At 60.3% G+C, this 26552-nt stretch carries 17 protein-coding genes and 2 pseudogenes; 4 read left to right on the plus strand and 15 right to left on the minus strand.

Going from position 1 to position 26552, the window contains the following annotated elements; all coding sequences use genetic code 11:
• Positions 1-197: 197 nt before the first annotated feature.
• From BLU24_RS14315 to BLU24_RS28255, 11 genes and pseudogenes are all read right to left on the minus strand, one after another.
• Entirely contained in the window at positions 198-545 is a 348-nt protein-coding gene (locus BLU24_RS14315) for a DUF2934 domain-containing protein (protein WP_093101322.1), read from the minus strand.
• A gap of 27 nt (positions 546-572) precedes the next feature.
• The gene (locus BLU24_RS14320) at positions 573-3341 is read right to left on the minus strand and encodes a malto-oligosyltrehalose synthase (RefSeq protein ID WP_093101324.1); all 2769 of its coding nucleotides are present in this window, start codon (positions 3339-3341) and stop codon (positions 573-575) included.
• Positions 3338-5416: a 4-alpha-glucanotransferase gene (gene malQ, locus BLU24_RS14325; protein WP_093101326.1), complete on the minus strand. Its 2079-nt coding sequence runs from the start codon at positions 5414-5416 to the stop codon at positions 3338-3340. Before malQ ends, BLU24_RS14320 begins: the two co-directional genes overlap by 4 nt.
• Positions 5413-7209, minus strand: a complete 1797-nt coding sequence (gene treZ, locus BLU24_RS14330) for a malto-oligosyltrehalose trehalohydrolase (RefSeq protein WP_093101328.1) — start codon at positions 7207-7209, stop codon at positions 5413-5415. The genes malQ and treZ overlap by 4 nt, the downstream gene beginning before the upstream one ends.
• 17 nt (positions 7210-7226) lie before the next feature.
• Complete coding sequence (gene glgA / locus BLU24_RS14335) at positions 7227-8813, minus strand: glycogen synthase GlgA (RefSeq protein ID WP_093101330.1); 1587 nt, start codon at positions 8811-8813, stop codon at positions 7227-7229.
• Positions 8814-9395: 582 nt separating this feature from the next.
• A complete protein-coding gene (locus BLU24_RS14340) occupies positions 9396-10349 on the minus strand; it encodes a D-2-hydroxyacid dehydrogenase family protein (RefSeq protein WP_093101332.1) in 954 nt (317 codons plus the stop codon).
• 13 nt (positions 10350-10362) lie between these two features.
• Positions 10363-11406: an alpha/beta fold hydrolase gene (locus tag BLU24_RS14345; protein WP_093101334.1), complete on the minus strand. Its 1044-nt coding sequence runs from the start codon at positions 11404-11406 to the stop codon at positions 10363-10365.
• 87 nt (positions 11407-11493) lie between these two features.
• Positions 11494-11928, minus strand: coding sequence for a YqaA family protein (locus BLU24_RS14350; RefSeq protein WP_093106684.1), 435 nt, complete (start codon positions 11926-11928; stop codon positions 11494-11496).
• Positions 11928-12374 (minus strand): DUF411 domain-containing protein, encoded by a 447-nt coding sequence (locus BLU24_RS14355; protein ID WP_093101336.1) that lies wholly within the window; start codon positions 12372-12374, stop codon positions 11928-11930. Before BLU24_RS14355 ends, BLU24_RS14350 begins: the two co-directional genes overlap by 1 nt.
• 235 nt (positions 12375-12609) lie before the next feature.
• Positions 12610-13137 (minus strand): annotated as a pseudogene (locus BLU24_RS28250) (methyl-accepting chemotaxis protein); the annotation flags it as partial.
• A gap of 381 nt (positions 13138-13518) precedes the next feature.
• Positions 13519-14601, minus strand: a pseudogene (locus BLU24_RS28255) (cache domain-containing protein); the annotation flags it as partial.
• A gap of 378 nt (positions 14602-14979) precedes the next feature.
• Here BLU24_RS28255 and BLU24_RS14365 point away from each other — a divergent pair.
• Positions 14980-15507: a hypothetical protein gene (locus tag BLU24_RS14365; protein WP_090283705.1), complete on the plus strand. Its 528-nt coding sequence runs from the start codon at positions 14980-14982 to the stop codon at positions 15505-15507.
• Positions 15508-15641: 134 nt separating this feature from the next.
• Here the strand turns inward: BLU24_RS14365 and BLU24_RS27790 are convergent, their stop codons facing one another.
• The gene (locus BLU24_RS27790; RefSeq protein ID WP_172833272.1) at positions 15642-15779 is read right to left on the minus strand and encodes a hypothetical protein; all 138 of its coding nucleotides are present in this window, start codon (positions 15777-15779) and stop codon (positions 15642-15644) included.
• 149 nt (positions 15780-15928) lie between these two features.
• Here BLU24_RS27790 and BLU24_RS14370 point away from each other — a divergent pair, with 149 nt between their 5' ends.
• Entirely contained in the window at positions 15929-16117 is a 189-nt protein-coding gene (locus tag BLU24_RS14370) for a hypothetical protein (RefSeq protein ID WP_093101340.1), read from the plus strand.
• 18 nt (positions 16118-16135) lie between these two features.
• On the opposite strand, the gene BLU24_RS14375 is transcribed toward BLU24_RS14370, so the two are convergent.
• A complete protein-coding gene (locus BLU24_RS14375) occupies positions 16136-16513 on the minus strand; it encodes a fe2+ zn2+ uptake regulation protein (protein WP_090283701.1) in 378 nt (125 codons plus the stop codon).
• Between the two features lie 1053 nt (positions 16514-17566).
• Between BLU24_RS14375 and pvdQ the strand changes: the two genes are divergently transcribed.
• Positions 17567-19909 (plus strand): bifunctional acylase PvdQ, encoded by a 2343-nt coding sequence (gene pvdQ / locus BLU24_RS14380; RefSeq protein ID WP_093101342.1) that lies wholly within the window; start codon positions 17567-17569, stop codon positions 19907-19909.
• A 54-nt stretch (positions 19910-19963) separates the two neighbouring features.
• On the opposite strand, the gene BLU24_RS14385 is transcribed toward pvdQ, so the two are convergent.
• Positions 19964-20965 (minus strand): FecR family protein, encoded by a 1002-nt coding sequence (locus BLU24_RS14385; protein WP_093101344.1) that lies wholly within the window; start codon positions 20963-20965, stop codon positions 19964-19966.
• A gap of 152 nt (positions 20966-21117) precedes the next feature.
• Between BLU24_RS14385 and BLU24_RS14390 the strand changes: the two genes are divergently transcribed.
• Positions 21118-21387, plus strand: coding sequence for a PepSY domain-containing protein (locus BLU24_RS14390; protein ID WP_093101346.1), 270 nt, complete (start codon positions 21118-21120; stop codon positions 21385-21387).
• Positions 21388-21460: 73 nt separating this feature from the next.
• Here the strand turns inward: BLU24_RS14390 and BLU24_RS14395 are convergent, their stop codons facing one another.
• Positions 21461-26329, minus strand: coding sequence for a dermonecrotic toxin domain-containing protein (locus tag BLU24_RS14395; protein WP_093101348.1), 4869 nt, complete (start codon positions 26327-26329; stop codon positions 21461-21463).
• Positions 26330-26552: the final 223 nt, after the last annotated feature.

Raw genomic sequence — 26552 nt, forward strand, 5'->3', positions numbered from 1 at the left:
TCTGGGCTGATGCAAAACCCTGTAGGAGTGAGCCTGGTCGCGATGGCGGTGTGTCAACCAGCCAATGTGTCAATGGGTACACCGCTATCGCGAGCAGGCTCACTCCTACAAGGGGATGTGTGTTTCTTGAGGGCGAGTGCGCCCTCGATGGCGAGCAAGCCCGCCACAGGTTCGTTCAGTTCAATAATCGGGTTGCGTCAGATCGCCGGAGGTTTTCTCGGTGCGCGCGGTTTTTTCTCGGCGGTTTTTTCTCCCGGCGGCACCACTTTCGGGGTGCTGGCCGGCTTGGCCTTCGCTGCCGGTTTGGCTTTAGCCGCCGGCGTGGTCTTGCCGTTTACCGCTTTACCCTCAGTCGCCTTGCTGGTCGCGGTCTTGCCGGCGGTTTTGCTACCCGTGGCCTTTGGTGGCTTCTTCGGGGCCAGCGCTTCAGCCTCGGCCAGCTTGCGCGCCATCTCCCAGTGGCGCTCCTCATGGCCTTCGGGTTTACCCTCCGATTCCCATATCTGATAGGCGAATTCGCGAATGCGTTTATCGTCGGTGCTCATCGCAATACTCCTGAACTGAACTCTTGCTTACGTTAAGTGTTGGATAAAGAGATTGACCGGGACATCCCCCAGCGCGTCGCTGACATTCAGCTCCCTGTGCTTTGTGACTGCTGCGCTGGCAAAAAGTCCCTTCAGGTTTGTGTCAGAGGCGGCGAATGGTAAAACCACTCGCGTATCGCCCCAGCGCAGCGCATCCACTTGAGGCAGGGCACTGTTTTCCAGCAGGTTCGCGCAACGCACCGGCACGATCACGACGGCCTGTTTGCCCTCATGTTCGCGAGCGAAGGCGAGCACGTTGTGCGCCTGACTGCCGAGCACTTCGAGGGCCTGATAGCTGCCACGACGGAACAACTCGGCATGCTCGGCGCGCAGGTTCAGTACCTCGGCGATCAGTGCCTGCTTGATGCGCCCGTCACGCCAGTTCGCCAGCAGTTCTGCGGGCGCCGATTGCGCCTGCAAGGCCTGCGCGCGCGCGGGGTAATCCACGGGCCGGCGATTGTCCGGATCGACCAGGCTGAAATCCCAGAACTCGTTGCCCTGATACAGATCCGGCACCCCCGGCACGGTCATGCGCAGCAAGGTTTGCGCCAGACCATTGAGGGCGCCGGCGGCGGCGATGCTGTTGACGGTTTTGCTCAACGCTGCGCGTAACAGTTCGCCTTCAGCGCTGGTCATGAGTTTTTCGGTGAACGCCTGGGCAGCGTTTTCGTACGCTTCGTTCGGCGCGCTCCAACTGCTTTGCAGCTTGGCCTCGCGCAAGGCTTTTTGTTGCCACTGCCAGATGCGCTTGGCGTAGTCGGCGAAACCGGCCTGATCGTCATCGCGCAGGTCCAGCGGCCAACTGCCGAGCAAGGCTTGATAGAGGATCAGTTCGTCGCCATTCGACGGCATCTGCTCGTCACTGCGCACCGGGCGCGCGAGGGCGCGCCACAATTCGACCTGCTCGGCGTACCAATGGCTGCGTTCACTGAGCACGGCCAGCCGTGCCCGGGTGTCCTCGCCACGTTTGTGGTCGTGGGTCGCAGTGGCCAGCAAGTTATCCGGGAATTCGCTCAGTCGCCGTTGGTTGACGGCATGGAAGTCGCTCAACGGCGCGCTGAACTGTTCGGTGTCGTAGCCAACATCGTTGCGCGACAGCAGCACGGCCGAGCGATACAGCGCGGTGTCTTCCACGGCTTTGGCGGCGGCGGGCGAGGTCAGTTGCTGGAAACGTACGCAGGCGTGCTTGAGAATCTTGCGTGAGCGCCCGCGCGGCTTGCGTCGCCACGGCGTGCCACCGAGCCAGCCAGCGACACACTCAAGCACCGGCCAGTCGGCTTCGCTGAGGGTTTGCCGGGCCCCGTCCATGGCTTTCTGGAAGAACACCTCGTCCTGCTCAGAGCGGCCCATGGCGCTGACATAGGTGCGATACACCGGAAAATGCACGATCAGCGCCTGCAACACCCGGCGGATCGCGCCGAGCGTCAGGTCACGGGTCATCAGGTCATCGCGGGCCACTTGCAGCAACGCCTGGGCGACGCTTTCGCAATCGCTGGCCAGCGAGCCGTTGAGAATCTGCTGACGCGCCAGTTGCGCTTCTTCGATAAACGCGGCGGGGCGTTCGGTGCGGCGCTGCCACAGCTCACCGAGGACATGTTCTCCGTCCGGATCGTGCTGCAACAGCGACAGCTGATTCATGAATTCGTAACCGGTGGTGCCGTCCACCGCCCAGTCGCGGCGCAGGGTTTCGCCGGCGCCGAGAATTTTCTCGACGTAGATCGGCAAGTGCCGCCCCGGCGCAAGACTGTCGAGACGCCGACGCAGTTTGCGGCAGTAACCCCTTGGGTCGGCGAGGCCATCGATGTGGTCGATGCGCAGGCCGTCGACCAAGCCTTCTTCGATCAACTGGAAGATCTTACCGTGGGTGGCTTCGAACACCGCCGGGCGTTCGACGCGCAAACCACCGAGTTCGTTGATGTCGAAAAAGCGCCGCCAGTTGATGTCATCCGCTGCGGTGCGCCAACTGGCGAGGCGATAGCTCTGGCGTTCGAGCAACTGGTGCAGCTTGTCGAAGCCTTCTGCTGTGGTCGAATCGTAGTGCTGCAGATTGCGCTGGATCGAATCAAGGATCTGTGGATCGCCGGCCAGTTGCTGCAGGTCCTGCTTCAACGGAATCGACAGCGCATGCGCATCGGTCTGATAACTCAGCGCACTGAAACGATCGGCCAGAGCTTTCAGCGCTTCGTCGCCCTTGAGCAATTCGCCGTAATCGTTCGGGCAGATCGGGAAGTGGTGGTCGTAATGCTCGACATGGAAACCGCCGGTCTGCGCGTTGAATTGCAGCTTCAGCGTGCCTTCCTGCAACGCCACACCGTAATCGCTGCCAAGGAACGGCAGCAACAACTGGCCTTCCATCAGTGGGTCAGGGGAATGCCACTGAATGTCGAAGAATTCGCCGTAGGGGCTCAGTCGGCCCCATTCGAGCAGGTCGAGCCACCACGGGTTGTCGCTGCCACCCACGGCCATGTGGTTGGAGACGATGTCGAGGATCAGCCCCATGTTGTGCTCGCGCAGGGTGCTGACCAGACGCCGCAGCGCCGCTTCGCCGCCCAGTTCCGGGTTCACCTGGGTCGGGTCGACCACGTCGTAACCGTGCATCGAGCCGGCGCGCGCCGCCAGCAGTGGCGAGGCGTAGACATGGCTGATACCGAGGCTGGCGAAGTACGGCACCAGTGGCACCGCTTGTTCGAGGGTAAAGCCTTTATGAAATTGCAGCCGCAGGGTCGCGCGCAGCGGCTGGATAAGCGTTTGGTTCATTGGTCACGCTCGGCAGCCTGGAGTCGGGCACAGGCGAGCAATTCCAGGCGTCGCGCGGCATCGTCGGTGTCGAGCAGCGTTTCGCTGGTGCCCGGCAAGCGCCGCGACCAGTTCGGGTGGGTGTCCGTGGTGCCCGGAAGATTCGCCTGCTCGTTGATGCCGAGGGCATCTTCCAGCGGCAAAAGGACCAGGGGCGCACGGGTGTGGCCGAGGAACCGCACGCTGGCATCGACCACTTGATCGGCTTCGTGGGATTCCTCGCGGAAATTCTGTGGATCCTGGCTCAACGCATTGCGCAGGCCTTCGCGCTCGCGCTGGCGGTGATGGCGCCAGTCGATTTCGCCGTTGGCGTCGACCAGCCCAAGGCGCGCGTTCCAGTCGATATCCCGACCATGCCACCAACCGTTGAGCGTCGGCAAGTCGTGAGTGCTGGTGGTCGCCAGCGCGTTGTCGGGCCAGTCGAGAATCGGTTTGAAATGCGTGTTGTCCTGTTCGAACAGCAGCACGCGCATGCCCAGCATCGAGCGCGCGGCAAGTTTTTCGCGCAGGCCTTCGGGCACCGTGCCCAGATCCTCGCCAAGCACGATGGCCTGGTGACGGTGGGACTCCAGCGTCAGTAAACGCAGCATGTCGTCAAACGGGTAATAGAGGTAGGCGCCATCGGCGGGATCGGCGCCGTTGGGGATCACCCACAGGCGTTGCAGGCCCATGACGTGGTCAATGCGCAAGCCACCGGCGTGGGCGAAATTGGCCCGCAGCATGTCGATGAAGGCGCGAAAGCCGTTGCGCACCAGACCTTCGGGCGAGAACGCGGAGATGCCCCAGCCTTGACCGGAACGGTTGAGAATGTCCGGCGGTGCGCCAACCGTCAGCGAGGCCAGCAACTCATCCTGAAAACTCCAGGCCTGGCTGCCGGCGCCATCGGCACCCACCGCCAGATCGGCGATCAGGCCGATGCTCATGCCGGCGCTGCGCGCAGCGGTCTGTGCGCGTTCCAGGCAGCGGTGGATCAGCCATTGGCAAAAGGCGAAGTAGCCTATGCGCTCGGCGTATTCCTCGGCGAAGGCCGCCAGCGCGGCGCCACGCGGATCGCGCCAGTGCTCCGGCCATTCGCGCCAGTCGAGGCTTTCGCCGCGGGCGGCGCGCATTTCCTGGATCGCTTCGAAACGGCAATGATTCTCCAGCGCTTCGCCGCCGCTGTGGCGGAAACTGGCGAAGTCCGGGTGCAACGGATGATCGCCGGCGACAAAGCCGTCGTACAAGGCTTGCAGCAATTTCTGCTTGGCCTCGGCCGCGGCCGGCCAGTCGATCAGGGTCAAGTCTTCAAGCTGCGCGAACTGGTTGGCCAGACCGGTAGCGTCGATCGCATCGCGCAATGCCCGCTCACCGAGGATCGCCCCGGGCGCGGCATACAGTGAATTGAGGAACAGCCGGCTCGAGGGCGAATACGGGCTGTAGCGGCTGGTGTCGGCGCTGAACATCGCGTGCATCGGGCTGATCGCCACGGCGTCGGCGCCGCGCTCACCGGCCACACGCACCAGTTCTTCAAGGGCGAGGGTGTCGCCGAAGCCGCCGTCCCCGGGACGGCGCAAGGCATACAACTGCGCGCTCAGGCCCCAGGCGCGGGGGATCGGATTGTCCACCGCGTCGGCGACACTGAAGCAGCGTTCCGGTGCCACCGCCAGGGTGAAATATTGATCGCCGATATGCACTTGCTGATAACCGACCGGAATCAGGCCAGGCAGCATTGCTTGCGAATCAAGCTTCAGATCCAGCCGTGAGCCGTCTTCGAGGTGGATTTCACAAGGCGTTTCGGGGGCGAAATAGCGCGTCAGGTCCACCGGTGTGCCGACATCGCAGGTCAACAGCGGCGGCAGATGGTGGTCCTGCTGCGCCGCTTGCAATTCCAGCAGGCTGGCATCGATTTCCTGCGCCGTGCTGGCGGGGTGGCCGAGGCCGATCAAGACGTTGCGTAGTACCGCAGGAGCGACTTTTTGCTGACGCCCGTTGGCGTCGATCCAGTCGACGGCGAGGCCGGCTCGGCTGGCGAGTATTTCCAGTTGCGCATCGCTCATAGGCGCTCTCCATCCAGAGGTAGCAAAGGGGTTGCGGCCGTGAGGCTGACAAGCGCGCAATACGCGGGCAGTTCGCCCGAATCCGGGGTAACACCGGCAGGCTGCTGAAACAGCCAGACGGCATCGGTGTGTGGAGGGTTGACCACTGGCGTGTCGCTGAGGTTCAGGTCAATTCGCAGCTCGCTGCCATCGCCCAGCCGCCAGCGCGCGCTCACCGCGGCGTGACCGAGTTTCTGTGCGCCCAGCGTTTGCGTACCGGGCAAGTGGGGAGTGATGTGCTGATGGCGCAGGTGCAACAGCTCGCGGTACAGCTCGAGGGTTTGCTGTTGGCGCTCATTGCCGTTTTCTTGCCGTGGTTTGGAGGCGTGGAAGGTTGCTTCGGCATTCGGATCGGGGATCGTCTCGCGTTTGTGTGGATCGGCAAAGGCGCTGAACGCGGCGAACTCATTGCGCCGGCCCTCGCGTACCAGTTCGGCCAGTTCACCGTGATGACTGGTGAAAAACAGAAACGGTTGCTCGGCGGCGAACTCGTCGCCCATGAACATCAGTGGAACCATCGGTGACAGCAGCAACAGCACGGTCGCTGCCTGTAATGCGCGTGGGTCGGCGAGTTGATGCAGACGCTCGCCAAACGCGCGGTTGCCGATCTGGTCATGGTTCTGTAGAAACAATACGAATGCCGTGGACGGCAAATGCTCGCTCGGCTCGCCGCGCCGTTCGCCATGACGGTTGACGTGGCCCTGGAAAACAAAACCCTGACTCAGGCAGCGCACCAGTTGCTCAGTCGGTTGCTCGGCGTAGTCAGCGTAATAGGCGTCGGTTTCGCCAGTCAGCAGCACGTGCAAGGCGTTGTGGCCATCGTCGTTCCACTGCGCGTCGTAATCGTGCTCCAGCAGGCTGGCCTGATTCAGCTCGTTTTCGACGGTCAGCCAGACGTGACGGGCCGGATCGATCTGTTGTCGCACCCGTTGGGCCATTTCGCGCAGGAAGTCAGAGTCGCCAATGGCGTGCACGGCATCCAGACGCAGGCCGTCGAAGCGATATTCGAGCACCCACATCAGTGCGTTTTCGATGAAGAATTCGCGCACTTCGCTGCGGCGGAAATCGATCGCCGCGCCCCACGGTGTGTGCTTGTCCTCACGGAAGAAGCTTTTCGCGTAGCGGTGCAGATAATTGCCGTCGGGGCCGAAGTGGTTGTAGACCACGTCGAGAATCACCGCCAGACCATGGCCGTGGGCGGTGTCGATCAGATGTTTGAGTTGTTCCGGCGTGCCGTAAGAGGCTTGCGGGGCGTAGGGCAGGACGCCGTCGTAACCCCAGTTGCGATCACCGGGAAATTGCGCCAGCGGCATCAATTCAATGGCGGTGATACCCAGTGCGGTGAGCCGGGCCAGATGTTGCTCGACTTCGGCAAAGCCACCGAGCGCACCGACGTGCAGCTCGTAGATCACCGCTTCGTTCCATGGCCGACCCTTCCAGGCGCTATGTCGCCAGGTGTAAGCGTGCGGGTCGATTACCACGCTGTGGCGGTCGAGGTCGCCATCCTGCGCCCTGGACGCCGGGTCCGGCACCTCCAGTTCGCCATCGATACAGTAGCGGTAGCGACTGCCCGCCGGACAGCGGGCCTTGATCACAAACCATCCATCACCCTGCGGCAGCATGGGCAGCGATTGACCATCGGCCAGTTCAACACTGACGTAAAACGCATCGGGAGCCCACAGAGCAAATTGCGTGTGTTCGGCGTCCAGCACGATCGCGCCGTGGGGCCAGGTTTCTTGGGTCCTTGACGGCATCTTTGAAACCTCCCTGATTATTTGTGGCTGGCTTTACCCAATGCCTTGGCCACCAGTTTTTCGTAGAGTTCGGCGTACGGTTCGACCGCTTTGCTCCAGTTGAATGGCGCCGCCATGGCCCGGCAACGCATGGCATTGAGCAGCTCGGGGAAGGCAAAGACCTTGAACGCGCGGCTCAGGGCTTCCTTGTAGCTGTCGACGGTGGATTCATCGAAGAGGAAGCCGGTCACGCCGTTCTCAATGGTGTCGGCCAGACCGCCGGTATTGCGCGCCACCGGCAACGAACCGAAGCGCTGCGCGTACATCTGGCTCAGGCCACAAGGCTCGTAACGCGAAGGCATCAACAGGAAATCGCTGCCAGCGAACATGCGCCGCGCGTCAGTCTCGTTGAAGCCGATGCGTACGCCGATCTGCCCGGGGAAGCGCAACGCCAGCTCACGCATGGCCTGTTCTTCTTCCGGCTCGCCACGGCCGATGATTGCGATCTGGCCACCGTTCTGCACGATGAATTCGGAGACCGCTTCAGTCAGGTCCAGACCTTTCTGATAGACCAGACGCGAGACCACGGCGAACAGCGGGCCGGTCGAGTCGTTGAGGCCGAACAGCTCGCGAACATGGGCGGCGTTGACCGCTTTGCCTTCCCAGTCGCCGATGGCGAATGGCGCGAACAGGTGCGGGTCGGTGGCCGAATCCCAGCTTTCATCAATGCCGTTAGGGATGCCACTGAGCAAGCCTTGCTGGGTCTTGGCGGCGAGGAAACCGTCGAGGCCGCAGCCGAAATCCGGGGTGGTGATTTCCTGCGCGTAGGTGGCGCTGACCGTGGTGATGTGGCTGGAATAGGCCATGCCGGCCTTGAGGAACGACATCTTGCCGTAGAATTCCATGCCTTCCTGCTGCAGCGCGTGGGCAGGAATACCCAGCTCCGGGCAGGAACCGAGGCTGGTCACGCCTTGGTACGCGAGGTTATGAATGGTGAACAGCGTCGGCGTACGCTGCCCGCGCCAGTGCATGTAGGCCGGGGCGAGGCCTGCTGGCCAGTCGTGGGCGTGGACGAGGTCCGGGCACCAGTGAATCTGCGCGAGGTTGGCGGCGATATCGGCAGCGGCCAGCCCCAGGCGGGCGAAACGAATATGGTTGTCTGGCCAGTCGCGGCCGTTGTTGGCGCCATAAGGGCCACCTTCACGCTCGTACAGTTCGGGACAGATCAACACGTAAATCACCAGACCGTCGGGCATGTCCATGCGCCCGATCTTGCACGGTGGCAGCGCGGCATGGCCACCGAGTTCGCCGATGATGTGAATCGGGTTTTCGCTGTGCATCACTTGCGGATAACCGGGAATCAGCACGCGCACATCGTGCAAATGTGCCATGGCGCGCGGCAGGGCGGCGGAAACGTCGCCCAGGCCACCGGTCTTCACCAGATCGGCGATTTCCGAGGTGACGAACAGGACTTTTTTCTTGTTGGGGTTCTTGCTCGCGACCGGAGTCAGCGTCCTGGTGCCGGGAACGTTGATCGATCGGCTGCCGGGAACGCTGACGGTGCTCGAGTCGCCAATCACCTGGTGAGCACGCTCTCCCTGAATATCCAATGCCGCACTGATCATATGTATCTCCCGTAGTGTTGATCTGTTCTTGTCTCGTACAAACGAAGTTCAGAGCCACGTCCTGTGACCGGGCGCAAACGCGCCACGCATCGGTGAGCAAACGCTACCCAACACGCGCAAGCAGAATGGGTGGTGAAGCCATTGCAAGGATTGCACCAGTCGTTTTGGCTCTGTCTTCTTGATGACCCGACGCTGGATGCAAAAGTTTCGACTTTTTTTCGACGATGTGACCGGGCGGTTTCACCCTGCGAAAATGAGTCTAGGCCAGATCCTAGAGCGGGCCAGAGCAAATGGGTAAATTGTTCGACAATCGGTTTGTGCGTAAGAAAATATTGCTGGATCGGAGCAAACGCACCGACGAAGGGCAGGTTTTTCGGCGACGGAGAGCCAAAACGGTGACCGGGCGGTCACGATTTTGTGCTAGCGGGGAGGGCGGTTGCACTGTTGTGGTGCGGGGGTTGGTAGTGGCTATCAGGACGCTATCGCGAGCAGGCTCACTCCTAAAAGGTACGCATTCCAAAATGTAGGAGTGAGCCTGCTCGCGATAGCGATTGCCGCTACACCGCTTGATTTGCGATGGATTCAATTAAGCAGGCGAATCGGCTCCCCCGCAGCCCAGGCCTGAATATCCTCGATCATCTGCGTAAAGAACTGCGCATAGTTCTGCCGACTGACATAGCCCACATGCGGCGTCGCCAGCACGTTATCGAGTGTGCGAAACGGGTGCAGCGCCGGCAGCGGTTCCTCGTCGAAGACATCCAGCGCTGCCCCGGCAATGTGCTGTTTCTGCAAAGCCTTGATCAGCGCCGCTTGGTCGACGATCGGCCCGCGCGCGGTGTTGACCAGCAACGCGGTCGGTTTCATGCAGCCCAGCGCCTGCGCGTCGACCAGGCCGCGGCTGCGCTCGCTGAGCACCAGGTGCACCGACAGCACATCGGCCTGCTCGAACAGCTGCTGCTTGCTGACGTAAGTCACTCCGGCCTGTGCGGCGCGCTCGGCAGTGAGGTTTTCGCTCCAGGCAATCACCCGCATGCCAAACACCTGACCGAACTGCGCCACGCGCTGGCCGATGCTGCCCAGACCGAGAATGCCCAAAGTCTTGCCATGCAGATCGCCGCCCAGCCCTTGCTGCCACTGGCCGTTGCGCAAGGCGTTGGCTTCGCTGAGCAGATTGCGTGTGGCGGCCATGATCAGCGCCCAGGTCAATTCGGGCGCGGCGTGCTTGTAACTGTCGGTGCCGCAGACCTTGATCCCGAGTTTTGCTGCCGCCGGCATGTCCAGTGCTGCGTTACGCATGCCGCCGGTGACCAGCAGCTCGAGCGCCGGCAAGCGCTTGAGCAGGTCCTCGTCGAAACGTGTGCGTTCACGCATCACGCAGATCACCTGATAGCGGCCCAGACGTTCGGCCAGGGTGGCGTTGTCCGCCGGGTAGTCATGCACGAAGGTCAATTCACCGATGCTCTCGAGGACTGACCAGTCGACCACGTCGCGGGCCACGTCCTGCCAGTCGTCGATCACTGCAATCTGCACCGCCATCAGCCTTACCTTATCAACGAACGGGATTGAATGTGTTCAGCCAGCCGAGCAGGGCCTTGTGGAACTGAGCCGGCTCTTCCATTTGCGGTGCATGGCCCATGCCGGGAAACTCCACCAGTGTCGATTGCGGGATCAGTTTGGCGACTTGTTTGCCGAGCACGTCGTAGTGGCCGATCTTCGCTTTGACTTCGGGCGGTGCGATGTCCTTGCCGATCGCGGTGGTGTCTGAGGTACCGATCAGCAACAGCGTCGGCATCTTCAGATCCTTGAACTCGTAATACACCGGCTGGGTGAAGATCATGTCGTAGATCAGCGCCGAGTTCCACGCGACCTGAGTCTTGCCCGGGCCTTTGCTCAGCCCGGCGAGCATGTCGACCCAACGGTCGAATTCCGGCTTCCAGCGGCCGTCGTAATAGGTGGTGCGTTCATAGTCGCGAATGCCCTGGGCGCTGACTTTCAGTTCGCGCTGATACCACTGATCGACAGTGCGATACGGCACGCCGAGGGCTTTCCAGTCTTCCAGGCCGATCGGATTGACCATCGCCAGCTGTTCGACCTGCTCGGGGTACTGCAAGGCATAACGGGTAGCGAGCATGCCGCCGGTAGAGTGGCCAAGCAGCGTGGCTTTCTGGATACCCAACGCTTTGAGCAACTGCTGCGTGTTGGTCGCCAGTTGCTGGAAGGTGTATTGGTAGTGATCGGGTTTGCTGGAGGTACAGAAGCCGATCTGATCTGGCGCAATCACCCGGTAACCGGCCTCGCTCAACGCCTTGATCGAACTGTCCCAGGTCGCCGCGCAGAAATTCTTGCCGTGCATCAGCACCACGGTGCGCCCGTTGGCCTTGCCGTTGGCGGCGACGTCCATGTAACCCATCTGCAGCGATTTGCCCTGGGATTCAAAGGCGAAGTGTTTCAGCGTGTAGGGGTAATCGAAGCCTTGCAGCTCTGGGCCGTAGGCCGGGCCTTCGGCGGCGGCGGGTGTGGCAGCGTGAGCGGACAAGGGCAGGGCAGCGCAAAGAAGCAGGCCGGGCAGCCAGCGGGAAAACGAGACAGGCATAAGGTCAAACTCCGTTTGAAATGGGCCGATGCTCGAACGGCCAGATTATGGCGACGTTAAAAACAGGCAATGATCGCGGCCAATGGTTCAACCGAGCCAGCCCAGCGTCAGCATGGCCAGCACGCAATAACGGGCACCTTTGGCGAGGGTCACGATCAGCAGGAAGCGCCCGAGCGGTTCGCGCATGACCCCGGCGATCAGCGTCAGCGGATCGCCGACAACGGGCAGCCAACTGAACAGCAGCGACCAGTGACCGAAGCGCTGATAGTGCTTTTGGGCTTTGGCCATGTGCTGCGGACTGACCGGAAACCAGCGCCGGTCCTGAAAGCGTTCAAGCCCTCGTCCCAGCCACCAGTTGACCAGCGACCCCAACACATTGCCCAGCGTCGCCACGGCGAGCAGCCCCCACAGCCAGTAATGCTCGCTGACGATCAAACCGACCAGCAGCGCTTCCGATTGCAGGGGCAGCAGCGTTGCGGCGCCGAACGCAGCAAGGAACAGCCCGGCGTAAGCGGCGCCGATCAATGTGCCGGGTAATCCGCCACGACGACATCAGCGCCGTCCTTTGTCAGGCCGATCACTTGCCAGGCATCGCTCATGCCGTCCATTTCCATGCCCGGCGAACCCATCGGCATGCCCGGCGCAGCCACACCGAGCAGGTCGTCGCGCTTGCTCAGGGCCAGCACCTGTTCAGCCGGGACATGACCTTCGACGAACTTGCCGTTGATGATTGCGGTGTGGCACGAAGCCAGACGGGGCGGCACGCCGTGCTGTTGCTTGAAGCTGCTCATGTCGCTTTCGACGTGATCGTCGACCTTGAAACCGTTGGCTTCGAGGTGGCTGATCCATTTTTTGCAGCAACCGCAGTTGGCGTCGCGGTGGACTTCGATCGGGATCGGGTCGGCGGCCTGGGCGAGAGAGGAAATGAACAGGGCGCTCAGGGCGAGCAGACGCAGGTGAGTTCGCATGACGGTTCTCGGCTCGGGTAGCGATCGGAAAGAACGCATTTTGCCCGGTTTTCGCTGTTCAGCATCAACGCAGTGTTTCCGGTTGTTGCAAAACACACAGGCAAAACCCTGTAGGAGTGAGCCTGCTCGCAATGGCGGTGTCAGGCAATGTGTGTTTGCTGACATTGCGCTATCGCGAGCAGGCTCACTCCTGCAGGTCGTGTTTCAAGTGATGTGAGCGCCCAGGTCTGGAAGATCAGCGGACTTTGAACCGCCCCATGATCGCGCTGACCCGGCTGTTGGCTTCCAGCAACTGGCGGGTGTTGAGTTCGCTGGTCTGGCCGCTCTGCACCAGTTCGTCGACCATGTGACGAATCTGCACCATGCTGCGGTTGATCTCTTCGGTGACGGCGCTTTGCTGTTCGGCAGCCGTGGCGATCTGAGTGCTGAGGCTGTTGATATGGCTGACCGAGCCGGCCATTTCGTCCAGCCCCGAGTTGACCCGTGCCGTGGCGTCAGCGGCAGACTGGCAACTGGCCTGGGTGTTTTCCATGGCGCTGACCGACGAACTCACGCCCTGCGTCAGGCGCGTCAGCATTTCGTTGATTTCCGACGTACTCGCCTGGGTACGAGCGGCGAGGGCGCGGACCTCATCGGCCACCACGGCAAAACCGCGACCCTGTTCACCAGCACGTGCGGCCTCGATGGCGGCGTTGAGTGCGAGCAGGTTGGTCTGCCCGGCAATCGCGCCGATCACGCCGAGAATTTCGGTGATGCGCTGGGCGTCCTGCTGCATGTTTTCAACCTTGTGCGTGGCACTCGCCACTTCGTCGATCAGCGCAACGACGCTGTTGGTGGCTTCGCCGACCACCACACGCGAGCGATCGGCGTTCTCGTTGGCGCGTTGAGTGAACGCCGCAGTTTCGGCAGCGTTCTGCGCCACGCTTTCGGCGGTCGAACTCATTTCGGTGATGGCGGTGACCGTCTGATCGGTTTCCGAGGCGTGGCGCAGCAGGATCTGGCCGGTATGCGCCGAGGTGCGTTGCAGGTCGTCGAGGCTGGAGGCCATGGCGCCGGTGGCCTGGGTCACTTCGCTGATCATGTTTTGCAGGTAGGCGATAAACGTGTTGACCGAATGACCGATGGCGCCCAGTTCGTCTTCGGCGCGAATGGTGATGCGTCGTGTCAGGTCGGCATCACCGCTGGAGAGCAGGTCGATATTGGCTTTCAATGCTTTCATGCGTTGCACCAACTGGCGAATCGCATAGACCTGCAACAACACCAGCAGAATCACCAGCGGAATCTGCAGCATGCTCAAGGTGCTGAGCACGTCGTCACGCTGGGCGGTAAGCATCTGCGTCGGCAGGGCGGTGGCGAGGAACCACGGCGTGCCTTCGATCGGGCGCATGAAGAACGTGCTGTCTTCACCGTTGTTATCGAACTCGCTGCGCTGCGCCTGGTCGCGGTTCTGCAAGCCGGTTTTCACCTGAGCGGCGAAGGTCGAGGTCGCGGCCAGTTCGCTGATGTTCTTCAGCACGATCGGACCATTGATGCGCGAACTGTTACTGATGATCTTGCCGTCAGCCTCGACAATGAGCATTTCGGCGTTGAGGTCTTTTTCCTTGCGCGCCACCAGATCGTTGAAGAAGCCCAGGGTTACGTCAATCGTCGACACGCCCCAGGCGCTGCCGTTTTTGTAAATCGCCATGGCGCAGTTGGTGCGTGGCTCGGCGCTGGCATCATCTTTATAGGCCGCCGCCCAGGCGCACTGGCCGCGGGGTGTGGCCATGCCGCCCTTGTGCCAGCTCTGGTCGTAATAGTTGGGGGCGGCGTCGCTGTTCCAGAACGTGTTGACGGCGAGCTTGCCCGAGGCGTCGCGGTGCCAGAACGTACTGAACTTGTTGCGCCCGGCTTCGCGCTGGCCCGGCAGCGGCCAGATCCCGCCACCAAACACCTTCAACTCGCCGTACTGATCGACAAGTCCCGGCAGCACGGTATCGATGGCAGCGCTGTCGAGCAACGGAATGGTCTGGGTGATGCTGCGTTGTTGCGCCTGCACCTTGTTCAGTTCGCCCTGTATCTGCTCGGCGACTTCGGCGATACGGTTGAGCACCACCTGTTCTTCGGTTTCGCGCAGTTTCGGGGCGACCAGTTGGCTGATGCCGACCACCGTCAACACTGACAGCAGCAGGATGAACAGAACCAGAAACAGCGTATAGCGAGCCTGAATGGTGCGGAATGCGGGCATGGAGACCGGTCCTTGAGCAGCGTTTCTTGTTTGGGGGCGGGGACGCAAAGGTGCGGCTATCGAAAGCGTATCGTCGTTCTCGGGCGAAGCTTTAGGTACACGCGTGCTAATAATCGCGACGCCGATGACTGGTTGGTATCAAGCTGGATACAGGGAGGCGGATCAGCCATTGGGTCGGTGCGAAAATCCCCTCGACATGACAGTGTGATGACCGCTCTGGCACAAGGCTTGTGCGGATTTTGGCTTTTGTATCGTGAATGTACGAGAATTGTAAAAAAGTGCAGAAAGAGGTTGGTGCCATCAGTACGCCCGCCGATACTCGCGCCCATTGAACATCTTCAACGGACATTTCATGGTCATTTCGCAGGGAGACATTTCATGACAATCGGTATTGTCGGCGGCTGGGAAAGCAAGGCAGGGGTGATGGTTCGCGACACCGGCGCCAAGAAACAAGTGGCCCAGAGCGTCAAGGTGCAGCAAATGCTCACCCTGGTCGGCAACGATCCCAACGCGATCAATACCGCCGAGATGGACAAGCAGGGCTTGCGCAAAGCCATCAAGGGCTTTGATCCGGCGAATGTTTCGGTCAAGCAAATGGGCAATCTGAGCGAGATGCTGCGCAGCCGCGGGCTGATCTCGGAAATCACTTCCTTCACCTTGATGAACGCGGGCGACAAGTTCGACCGTTTCGGCGTGACCAAGGACGTCGACGTCAAATTCAATGCGCTGGAATATTTTGCCACCCAACTCGATGCAATCCAGACCAACGGTCTGAATGGCAATGCTTACGGTAAAAACCTGATTCCTGAATTCAAGAAAGCCATTTACGTCTTGCAGAACCTCAAGACTTACGGCGAAGGCAACGTCGCCAAGCCGGTCGATCAGGGCGTCAAAGCCAAGGCATAGAAAGCGCCTGCGCTGGCCCGCTCAACGCTCGAGCGGACGTTCATTCGGGGCAATCCTGGTGAAAATGAAACCCATCGCCGCCAGGCTCTCGGTGGCGCTGGCAAAATCGCTGGCGAGCCTGAGTCTGATCGAAATCATCCATTGCCGCGGCAGTTGGCGTAGCTGTTCCAACAGACTGCAATCGAGTCGCCATGCCCGTGGGGGAAGATGATGCAGCCACTCAGGGTGAGCAGGGCCAGGACGGGGATCAGCCAGGTGATACGATGCCGCATTTGAAAAATCCTCAGAGGTAACACCGCCAGCAAGCCAAAACGCCTGCGCGGCTGTAACATGAGACCCCGGTTACAGCTAATGCATTGCAATCGATCGGTATGTGCATGGCATGCAAACGGATACATTTTAAAAGTTTCAGGAAGCTGCAATGACTCAGAAGCAACGCTTGATTTATTCGATTGTGATCGCCTTGTCGGTCCTGGCGATCATGCTCGGCCTGTCGTGGCTGCAGAACGCCGGGACGATTACCGAGAAGACCTTCCAGTTTGTCGCGATCGCTGTAGCGGTGGTCGTCGTGGTGATCAATGGCGTGATGCGCCGCAAGGTCAAGCCTTGACGGCGATCGCCGCTCACTTCAATCGTGCTTGAGAACCGACGCAGCCTGTGGATGCAGGCTGTAGCTCTTGTCTTCATTGAAGACGATCACCCCTTCGCTGCACAGGCGTTTGAGCACTTCGCGCACACTGAGAAAGGACAGCGGAATATCCAGGTCCAGCAATTGACTGTGGACACCGCGCACGCCCAGTCTGCGCTCGTGTTGTGCTGCGACCAGCAGGGCGTCGATGACTTTCAGACGGATAAGGCTGGTGCGCAGGCCGAAGCTTTTCAACAGCAACCGGATGCGTTCGTTGCCGTGTCGCTCGCCGCGTTGGCCGAATTCGCTCGCGTTTGGGCTCATGGAGATTCCTTTGGGGGCCTGGCTACCGTCCGTTGGTAGTTGCGAGTTGTACATGCGCTTACTCCTTTTCAGGGCCTGATCGGGAATGGGTTTTTTTCGTTGTCTCTGAACTAGACGTATCAGCGCGACGAATCATGAAAGAAAAGATGTGGAAAATTTGTTGGCTCGGTGTTTTTTTGTTGTGATTTTTTTGGGAGCGTGGCGGCCTCTGGGCCGACCAGGCTCTTGTTGATGTACTCGGTTGGAACTGTGGGAGCCAGCCTGCTGGCGATGGCTTTCTGTCAGGCGCTGGTTTTTTGTTCTGGGTATATATCCGTTGCTGCGGTAACGGCTACTTAAGGTTTCGCCCTTACGGCGACTCACTTTTTTTACAAACGCCTAAAAAAAGTAAGCAAAAAAACGCTTGCTCCTACGTTCGGCCCTCGCAGGCTCGGGTCCCTTCGCTGCGGGATCGATCCGGGCGCAGCGGCTACGGTTTGCTTCGCTGCACCTACTTCCGCTGTGTCTGGCTTCGCCAGACGGTCGCTGCGCTCCCACGCCCGGATCGATCCCTCCACTCAGCCTTCCGATGTCGCCGGTTAGGCGAGATCAAAAGCACTCGAGCTGGCGCTCATTGTTGAGTGGTTAGAAGCGGTTGTTCGGCTTGGGATTTGCGGTGTATTCGCCCCTCATCGGAACGCCGCCCGCCCAGCCCTCTCCCCTTGGAGAGGGAGCCGATTTGTGGGCTGTTCGGGAACTGCGTACGACTCGGTAATTCACGTCGGCGAAGCACTCGCATCCACCGCGGTCAGTCCCCTCTCCCTCCGGGAGAGGGCTAGGGTGAGGGGCTGTTGATTTTCAAGACTTGAGTTCGACGCGGTATTCCATGTCGGCGTAGCTCTCGCATCCATCACAGTCAATTCCCTCACCCTCCGGGAGAGGGTTAGGCGGGCGGCGTTCCGATGAGGGGCTTTTGATGTTGGTCGCTTAAATTTTCTCCTCCTGCTTCGTTTCTTCGAAAAGGCTCATTGCGCGTGGGCGCGTGGGTATTTGCAGGGCGGGTCTTCTTTGTGCGGTGTTTTGCGTACGGTGCTGATCCGCTCTTTGGCATGTCGATCAGGAGCGAGCGTGATTATTTCCAGACAGTTAACCGGGCTGACGTTGGCTGGCGTGTTGCTGGGGTTGAGTTGTTCAGCCCATGCGTTGAGCCCGGCCGCTGAGGCAAGTGCGGATATCCGCCGGACCGCTTTTGGTGTGCCGCATATTCGTGCGCAGGACGAGCGTGGGCTCGGGTTCGGGATCGGTTATGCGTATGCGCAGGACAATCTATGTCTGCTGGCCAATGAGATCGTTACGGTCAACGGTCAGCGTTCGAAGTATTTCGGGCCGGATCAGTTCACGGTCGAGCAGCGGGAAAATCGGGTCAGCGATGTGTTTTTCACCTGGCTGAATACGCCGCAGGCGGTTGAGCGATTCTGGCAGGCGCAACCGGGGCCTGTGCGTGATCTGGTCGAAGGTTATGCGGCCGGCTACAACCGCTATCTGGCCGAACGTCGCAAGCAGGGCTTGCCGCAGCAGTGTCAGGGTGAATGGGTGCGGGATATCGCCGCGCAGGATCTGGTCAAGCTCACCCGGCGGCTGTTGGTCGAGGGCGGGGTCGGGCAGTTTGCCGAAGCCCTGGCGGGTGCCACCGCGCCGCAAGCGACGGCTGACATTCGCCAGGACGCGCAGGCTTATCGCCTGGCCGAAGCCCGTCAGCAGCGTTTCGCCCTGGATCGCGGCAGTAACGCCGTGGCCGTGGGCAGTGAGCGTTCGTTCAACGGCCGCGGGATGCTGTTGGCCAACCCGCATTTCCCGTGGGTCGGCGGCATGCGTTTTTATCAAATGCACCTGACCATTCCCGGCAAGCTCGACGTCATGGGCGCGGCGTTGCCGGGGCTGCCGATGATCAACATTGGTTTTAACCAGCATCTGGCCTGGACGCACACGGTCGACTCGTCGAAACACTTCACGCTGTACCGTCTGCAACTCGACCCAAAGGATCCGACGCGTTATCTGCTTGATGGCCAGTCGGTGCCTATGCACAAGCAGACCGTGACCGTGCAGGTCAAACAGGCCGACGGCCAGGTCGTGCCGGTTGCCAAGGAGGTCTACAGCTCACTGTTCGGGCCGGTCGTGCAGTGGCCGGGCAAGCTGGATTGGGACAATCAATACGCCTATAGCTTGCGCGATGCCAACCTCGACAATGATCGCGTACTGAAACAATGGTATGCGATGAATCAGGCCTCGACGCTGCAGCAGTTGCAGGATTCGGTGCACGACATTCAGGGCATCCCTTGGGTCAATACGCTGGCCGTCGATGACCAGGGCCAGACGCTGTACATGAATCTGTCGGTAGTGCCCAACGTCAACGCCGAGAAACTGGCCAAGTGCAGCGACCCGCGCATCGGTACGCAGATGATCGTGCTCGACGGTTCCAGCAGCGCCTGCGCCTGGGACATCGATCCGCAAGCGGCGCAGCAGGGTATCTACGCGGCCAGCCAGTTGCCGCAACTGCTGCGCAAGGACTTCGTTCAACATTCCAACGATTCGGCCTGGCTGGCCAATCCAGCGCACCCGCTCAGCGGTTTTTCGCCGCTGATCAGCCAGGACGGTCAACCGTTGGGCTTGCGTTCGCGTTTCGCCCTTGATCGCCTGGGCAAGCTGAACAAGGGGCCGTTGGCAATCAAGGATCTGCAGCAGATGGTGATGGATGACCAGGTGTATCTGGCGACTCAGGTCATGCCGGATCTGCTCAAGTTCTGTAGCGCTGACCTTGGCGCCGACGCGCAGGCAGTGAAACCGGTGTGCGCGAGCCTCAAGGCTTGGGACGGCCGGGCGAATCTGGACTCCGGCGTGGGGCTGGTGCACTTCCAGAACATCATGCAGACGCTGCAGGCCATGCCGGATGTGTGGCGCGTCGGCTTCGATCCGAAGGATCCGCTACAGACGCCGCGCGGTCTGGCGGTCGAACAGCCAGCAGTGGCCAAGGCTCTGCGCGAGGCGATGCTGGCGTCGCTGAAGATGAGCACGAAAATGGGCCTCGACGCGAAAACCCGCTGGGGTGATATCCAGGTCGTCAGCAGTGGTGGGCGGCAAACGCCGATTCATGGCGGGCCGGGTACGCTGGGCATCTACAACGCGATGCAAAGCGTGCCGCGCGAGGACGGCAAGCTCGAAGTGGTGAGCGGCACCAGCTATCTGCAAGTGGTGAGCTTCGATGACAAGGGGCCGCACGCTCAAGGGCTGTTGGCGTTCTCGCTGTCGAGCGACCCGGCGTCCAAGTACTCGCAGGATCAGACTGAAGCGTTTTCGAAGAAACAGTGGAGCGTGTTGCCGTTCACTGAACAGCAGATCCAGGCAGACCCGCAATATCAGGTGCAGACCGTTCGCGAGACACTGGACAAGGCAGGGAAGGTGGCCGCTCAGTAATCCGCAATGTGAAGTGCTGCAAATGGAGGCCGCATCCCGCAAGGGACGCGGCCTTCAGCTTTTCGGCGGTTGTTGCGGTATCGAGTTGATCACCGGATTGCCTTCCTTGTTGCGCGTCAGGTAGACGGGCAGCACTTTGGGCAGGCTGTCGGGCAAGTTGTTCAGCGCTTTGATGTTGTAAATACCACCGACGCGAATGGAACCGGTTCGCGTATCAGCCAGTTCCAGCGGCTTGTTCAGATAGCGGTTGATCAGTGGCAATGCTTCGCTCAACGCGAGATTGTCCAGCACCAGTTTGCCATCGCGCCAGGTCAACGAGGTGTCGCTGGCGTAGGTCTGGCTGATCTGCGGCATGTAATCGCCGTGCTGGTAACGCGCCTGCATCGACGGACCAAGTCGCAAGCCGTCGCCTGGCAATGAGCGATTGCTGGTCACCAGCACCGAACCTTCAACGAGATTCACGCGCACCTGATCCTGATACATCCAGACATTGAAGCGCGTGCCGGTGACGCGAACCTCGCCTTCGCCTGCACGCACCACAAACGGGTGCGACACATCGTGGCTGACGGTAAAGAACGCCTCACCCTGCTTGAGGGTGACGCGCCGCTCGTCCTTGTAATTGCTGAAAGTCAGATCGGTGTTCAGGTTCAGTTCCAGCTGACTGCCGTCGCTGAGGGTGACCTGGCGGATCTCGTCAGTGGCGGCGAAGTGCTGATAGCTGTCGGGCAGCCAGCCCAGATTCCAGCCCGAATACGCCGCCAGCGGCAACGCAAGTGCACAGACACCTGCGGCAATCGCGAATTGGCGCCACGGGCGTGAAGATTTCGCTACAGGCTTGACCGGCGCAGCTTCCGCGCGCGGAAGGTCTCCGGCCACGTCCCAGATTTCCAGCATGGCCTGGTATTCGAAGGCATGCAGCGGGTGCGCGTCATGCCATTGCTGGAAGGCGCGCTGCTCTTCGGCCGTGCAGTCAGCGGCATGCACGCGCATGCACCAATGCGCGGCGGCATCGGTGATCGCATCGTATTCGGCTTCCGAGAGGGTGTCTTGGGTCATGGACTCGTCCTGATTTCGCACATTCTAACCTTCTGGGGAAGTGGCCGAGAACTGCAGTCATGGCATTTACCCATCAAAGTGGAACTTATTTTTCGCTCAGGCACCCAAAAAACAGGACGCCAATGACCACTATCCATAAATGGAGTGAAAAAATGATCAAAAACACATTCGCTGCCTTGATTGCCACTGCCGCGTTGTTCAGCGCGGGTGCTGCGCTGGCCGACAAGCCGGGGGCAGGCTGGATCACCATCGAAAAAGCCATCGAGATCGCCAAGACCAAAGCGGGTTATGTCGAGGTCTACGAGATCGGCGCCGACAACGACGGTTACTGGGAAGGGGAAGGGCGCAAGGCGGACGGCGTTGTCTACGAGTTCCGCATCGACGGCGCCTCGGGCAACGTGTTGCGCGATCAGAAAGACTGATCTTCGCCGTCACAAATAATCAATGCTTCAATCAAAATGCGCAGGTTTTTAACCTGCGCATTTTTGTATCTCGTTACGCCAGCGCCGCGTTTTCGGTCTGGCTTGAGGTTGGCGCCGGTAACGGGATCGCCGTCGGCAATGGGTCGAGTTGCCGGCCCATTTCGCTGATCAGCCAAGCGATCGAGTCAGCGTTGGCGAGCATAACGTCAATCCTGGCTTCGGCGGAGACGGGGTCACGAAAGGCCTTGCGTGCATCGGCGAGAGTTTTGGTGTTCGTCAGGGCGAGGAGTTTTTTCAGCACCTCGACCCGCTTGGGCAATTTATCCAGATCGACCTCTATCCCGTTGTCATCGGTATCCAGGAACAACTTCTCGGGCGCCGTCGAGCGGGAAAAGGTGCTGCGCAAGCGGTCCGTACTGGCTTTGAGCGATTGGCCGATGGCGGTGGTGGTATTGATCAGGTCCGGAAATGGCGCGATTGCTTCGACCGAACCGAAGTCCTCGGTTTTGAACAGCAAGTGCGACAGTTCATGAATCAACGTTACCGCGCGGGCGTGCGAGTCCACGTTGAATCGCGCAGGCAAACAAGGCGTATAGGCATCCATGTCCGGATTAAAGAACAGCTCGGTCAGATGGATAATCCTGCGTGTGTCCTCATTGAAAACGAAGGCAACCGTGTTATCTGGTTGCACATTCAAACCGGCGAAAAAACGCTCAGTGTAAAGCAAGTCATCTTTCGGATCGGTCAGTTCGCGGCAAAGCGGGATGATCACCTTTGCAATTTTACCCAGCAGCGACGGGGTTACCTGCGAGACCTCGAAGATCTCCCTGAGTACGCGCTTTAGTCGGGTTCCACCCGGATTTGCTCGATTTATCACGAAGTTATGCAGACAATTGAGCGCATAGGTGCGTGCGCGAGCGACCGCTTGCTGGATGACGAAGGCGCGCGCCGGATAGCGCTTGTTGATTTGCGCCATTCCTTTGGCCTGGATGTGCATGACATACGAGCGGCTGCGTTCGACTTCGATTTGCATGCGGTTGCGCTGCTTTGAACGGCAACGACGACCGGACTTGCGGGGCTTGGCGAGGATCAGCCGCTGGTTGTTTTGCTCAAGCTCGGGCCCTTGTCCGTCTTCCTTGTGGTGCAGGTACCAGGTTTTTTCAGATTGACTGACTTGATAGACCTTGCCGGCAATCGCCGCGTATTTTTGCGAGCCGTCAGCATCGCCGTACACCAGTTTGCTGGCTTCGAGCGTGAGGTCTTCCAGCGCAGTGCTGGTTTCATACGACTGCAAATGCAGCCGAGAGGATCTGACGGGCGGGACTTTGTTCCACAGCGGTGCGGCTATCTTCGTGGTTTGGCCAGGAGTTTTGGTCACCGGCCCCACGGGGAGCTGCGTCTCGGCGGCAAACTCCTCGATGGTTTCCTTCGCCTCGTCCTCCCATGACAGCTGACCAAGACTGAACAGCGATATCGCTCCGGTGATGAAGCTTTTCAAGGCGTTCGACCAACGGTGCTGCTGCAGGTTTTCGGCCGAATCTTCGAAGTCGTTGTAGCTCTTCCAAAGAAAGAACAACGAGGCGAGTTTGCCGGACAACACATGGGGAACCAGATGCACACCACGACTGAACAAGGACTTTGCTGCTTCCCAATCGGATTGCGCGTCGATTTGCGCCTGGCAACCGAGCAAGCGTGGCAACAGGCTGAGTGTGTCCTTGTGCAGACGCTCGAGCAGATTGCCGCTGATGGGTGTGCTCTGCAGAGTCATTTCACTGCTGTTGCCTAGCGTGGTTTGCAGCAGATTTTTGAAGACCGCCTGTTGTTCTGATGGCAGGCGGCGAATCATCAGATCCTGGAACTGTCCGGGCGTGTTCAATGCGTTGATCAACTGCGCCTCATCTTCGAACTCGCGAAAGACAAACCGCGAATACGGTGCGTAAAGCATGCACGGCCCTGTTTGCCCTGTGCCGGGGCCGATCACATACAGCCCGAGTGTGTGGGCGGCAGCGGCGCCGCTGGTCTTGATCAATGAAAGCGGGCTCACAGTGGCGTGGGCCAGCGCCACGGTGGCGCGTGCGAGCGCATCGGGCATATCCAGCACCTGGCAGATCAAGTCGTAGCCGGTGTCCGACAGTTGCTGTTGCAGCTTCATCGAATGCGCGTGCTGCATCAGGTGCCAGGGGAGCTGGCGCAGAAAGCGTTCCTTGCTGGTGCGTGCAGACGGGGTTTCCCCTGACAGCGCTGCGCTGACTTTGCGCACGTAGGTGGTGGTGATCTCCAGCGATTGCAGCAGTTGCTGGACTGCGGTCTGATCCAATTTCTCTGGCAGGGGCGTGACGGTCAGCGAGGCGACCTTGAAACCAGTGCCCTGCACGACGTTGAAATGATGCAGGGCAAAATCGAGCAGATTGCAGGCCGGGCCGGCGAGCGTCAGATTCGGCGTGATCTGGATGTCCTCGGGTTTGAGCCCATTGCCTGGAAATCGGCTGTCGAGCAGCGTTTGCAATGTTTGCTCGACATGCGTGCGCAACTCCGGCACATCGTCGAGAAAATCCTTGCCATCAACAAAGCTGCTGCGCAATTGATCGAGCAGCGCAAGGTGCGTGCGCTGTTCCGCGCCGGGCGCCATTTGTAACCAGTCGGGATAATCAAGCTGACGGGCAAGGGCTTTGGCCAGCTCAATGGCGCGACCAAGGTTGGTGTTGATCACGGAATTTTTCATTTGTTCGAGGAAGCGTTTGAGCGCGGCCTTGTCCTCGATGCACTGACGCAATGTCTGGCAATGGTCGAGGAAAATTCCGATGGCCGAATCCATGCGGTCACCGGCCACACTACCGTCAATCAACTGGAAGCTGGCGAGGGTGAAAGACTCGTCCAGCCGTTGTTGCGCCGTTGGCAGATTTTCCAGCAGCGCCTGGCACTGGTCTTTATCGTCCAGGCGGCGCTGCAACGTTTGTTGGGCAATGGCGATATCGTCGAACGTCTCCAGGCCGATCGCTGGAGTCCACAGAATCGCGCGCCCGGAATGCGCGATATCCAGACCACCGCGTTCAGTCAACAGAACACAGTTGGCGAGCGCCAGCGTGCCAGCGTCACCGGGGCCGGTGAGGGTAAGCGACCAGGCATCCGGGCGAAAACCGTTGAGCGATCGACGCTCCATGCGGGTCGGGTGTCTGGCGTCGAACACGGTATCGACGATGCCCCGTTCGGCTGCCCGCCACGCACCGCTGAGCTGGTTGATGTAGGCCTCGGCGCGGAGGCCGTCTTCGAACGCCTTCGCCAGTTTCCAGAGAATGTCTCGCAGAAACCGCCCTTGCTCGGCGTCGTTGCCGGTTGGCTGATCGCGGAAATTGCTGCTGAGATTTTCCAGTTCTCGCTCGAGCTTGAACGCCAGTTGCGCCGCCTTGTCGGTCTGGACCACAGAGGAGGGCGGTGTGCTGGAAAACAGTGGTCGAGTACTCCAACGCTCATTGACCTCAAGCTTGAGCAGGCGCTCATGAAGCATCGCGCGAATATCCAGGGCCTTGTCGAACAAGGCATGGATATCGGTTGAATGTTCACCCTGGCGCAAACGCTGCATGGCGAATTCGACGTTCTGACGTTGCTTGGTCAGGATCGCTTCAAGCAGCGTCGCAATGATGTCGCCACCGATATGCTCGCCGGTCACCTGCGGGTCGACGAAGCCCAGATAGCGGTTGCGTTCCTCCAGGTTCATCAGGCCATAAAGCTCGTCTTCATGACCTTTTGCATCGAGTTTGGCGGTCAGCGTCTGTTTGAGATCGGCGTAGTCCTCGAGTACTTGCAGACCCTGGGTCGGGGTGTAGAGGTAGGCCTTGTCGTGGTTGACCATCAGCGAGCCGGCCAGCTCGACCGAGGCGGCGTCCTTGCGCAAACACACCGTTTCGAAAGTCGGCCGCCGTACAGCCGTGTTCGGCTCGCGGATCAAACTGTGCAGGGCATCGAACTCCCCGGCGCTGATGATGCTGGTTTCGCGCTTGCTCATCAGTTGCGCACGCGCTTGATCCTTCAGGGTCTGGCGCAAGAAGGTGCGCCTGGGCGAACCTTCGAAGGACGCGGCGTTCCAGTAAGCCTCAAGCTGTCGAAACAACAGCATGACGAGTTTTCCCGAAGCTGATTTCAGCGCATTCGCCCAAGCCTTCTGGTCGCCGTCGCCGCCGGTACGGGCCGGATGAGTAAACTTGGCCGACTGCCCGCGCGGCCAGCCCTGGCGGCGAAAGTACACCAGTAGCGCTTCACTCAATGACAGCGAATCCAGCTGCTGCCGGCGATCGTCGGCACCCGCGCCGCCGGCTGGATACAGGCTGACGCGGGTCTGCGACTGCTGCAGGCCGGCGAAATGCGGTGTCAGCAGCTCGTCGAGAATCTTGTCCAGCAGCGTTGTCAGCGAAGGCAGACGCTTCAGCTCGTCCAGTACATCGCGAGCGCAGGCATTCTGCGCGGTCTCGATCGCTGACTGCTGATCCTCAAATACATCGCCGCTGATCGTTTCGCGAGTAACCGTGATATCGCGCTTCTCGACCAGTTCCTTGCGCAAGGAGAGGCTGATGAAGGCCAACAGATCATCGTTTTCGTCCGCGTTGTCGAGGCGCGCTTGCAAGGCTTTGGTCAGTGCGTCGTCGTCGCTGTACTTTTTCAGGCCGTCATAAGGGGTATAGAGGAACACGCCGCCGTCATCCGGCCCGGCACCGAGAATAAAGCTGCCAGTCAGCGGCACGGGCTGCTGCTTGTCGGCGTTGAGCAAAATGCGTTCGGCGTGCATGGGCGGAGTCTGCTGCTGGCGCAGGGCGTGAGTCGCCAATTGCACGTGGGCAAGCCAACTGAAATCCTTGCTGTTCAAACCGTGGGTTTTGCCGAGTTTGGCGTGCACACCAGGGGAATCGAGAATATCGGGAAACAGAAGCGGTGCGGTGGGGCTGGGCATTATCGGAGCTCTGAACGGACGCCATGGGCAGAGACCCGAGAATAGGTACGCAACTCGACGCATTGGCGGTACATGGATACCGCACTCAGCGCGTATAAATCTGCCACGCACCCGCGCGCGCCATCGTTGAATCAGCGAAGGGTTGACAGGCGACCGCTGCGCCATGGTTAATCGCTGGGCAAGTCGTCCGTACGCTGTTGTTCCCTCCAATAATCATTCTGGA

The organism is Pseudomonas sp. Z003-0.4C(8344-21), from assembly GCF_900104975.1.
GTDB classification, from domain to species: domain Bacteria; phylum Pseudomonadota; class Gammaproteobacteria; order Pseudomonadales; family Pseudomonadaceae; genus Aquipseudomonas; species Aquipseudomonas granadensis.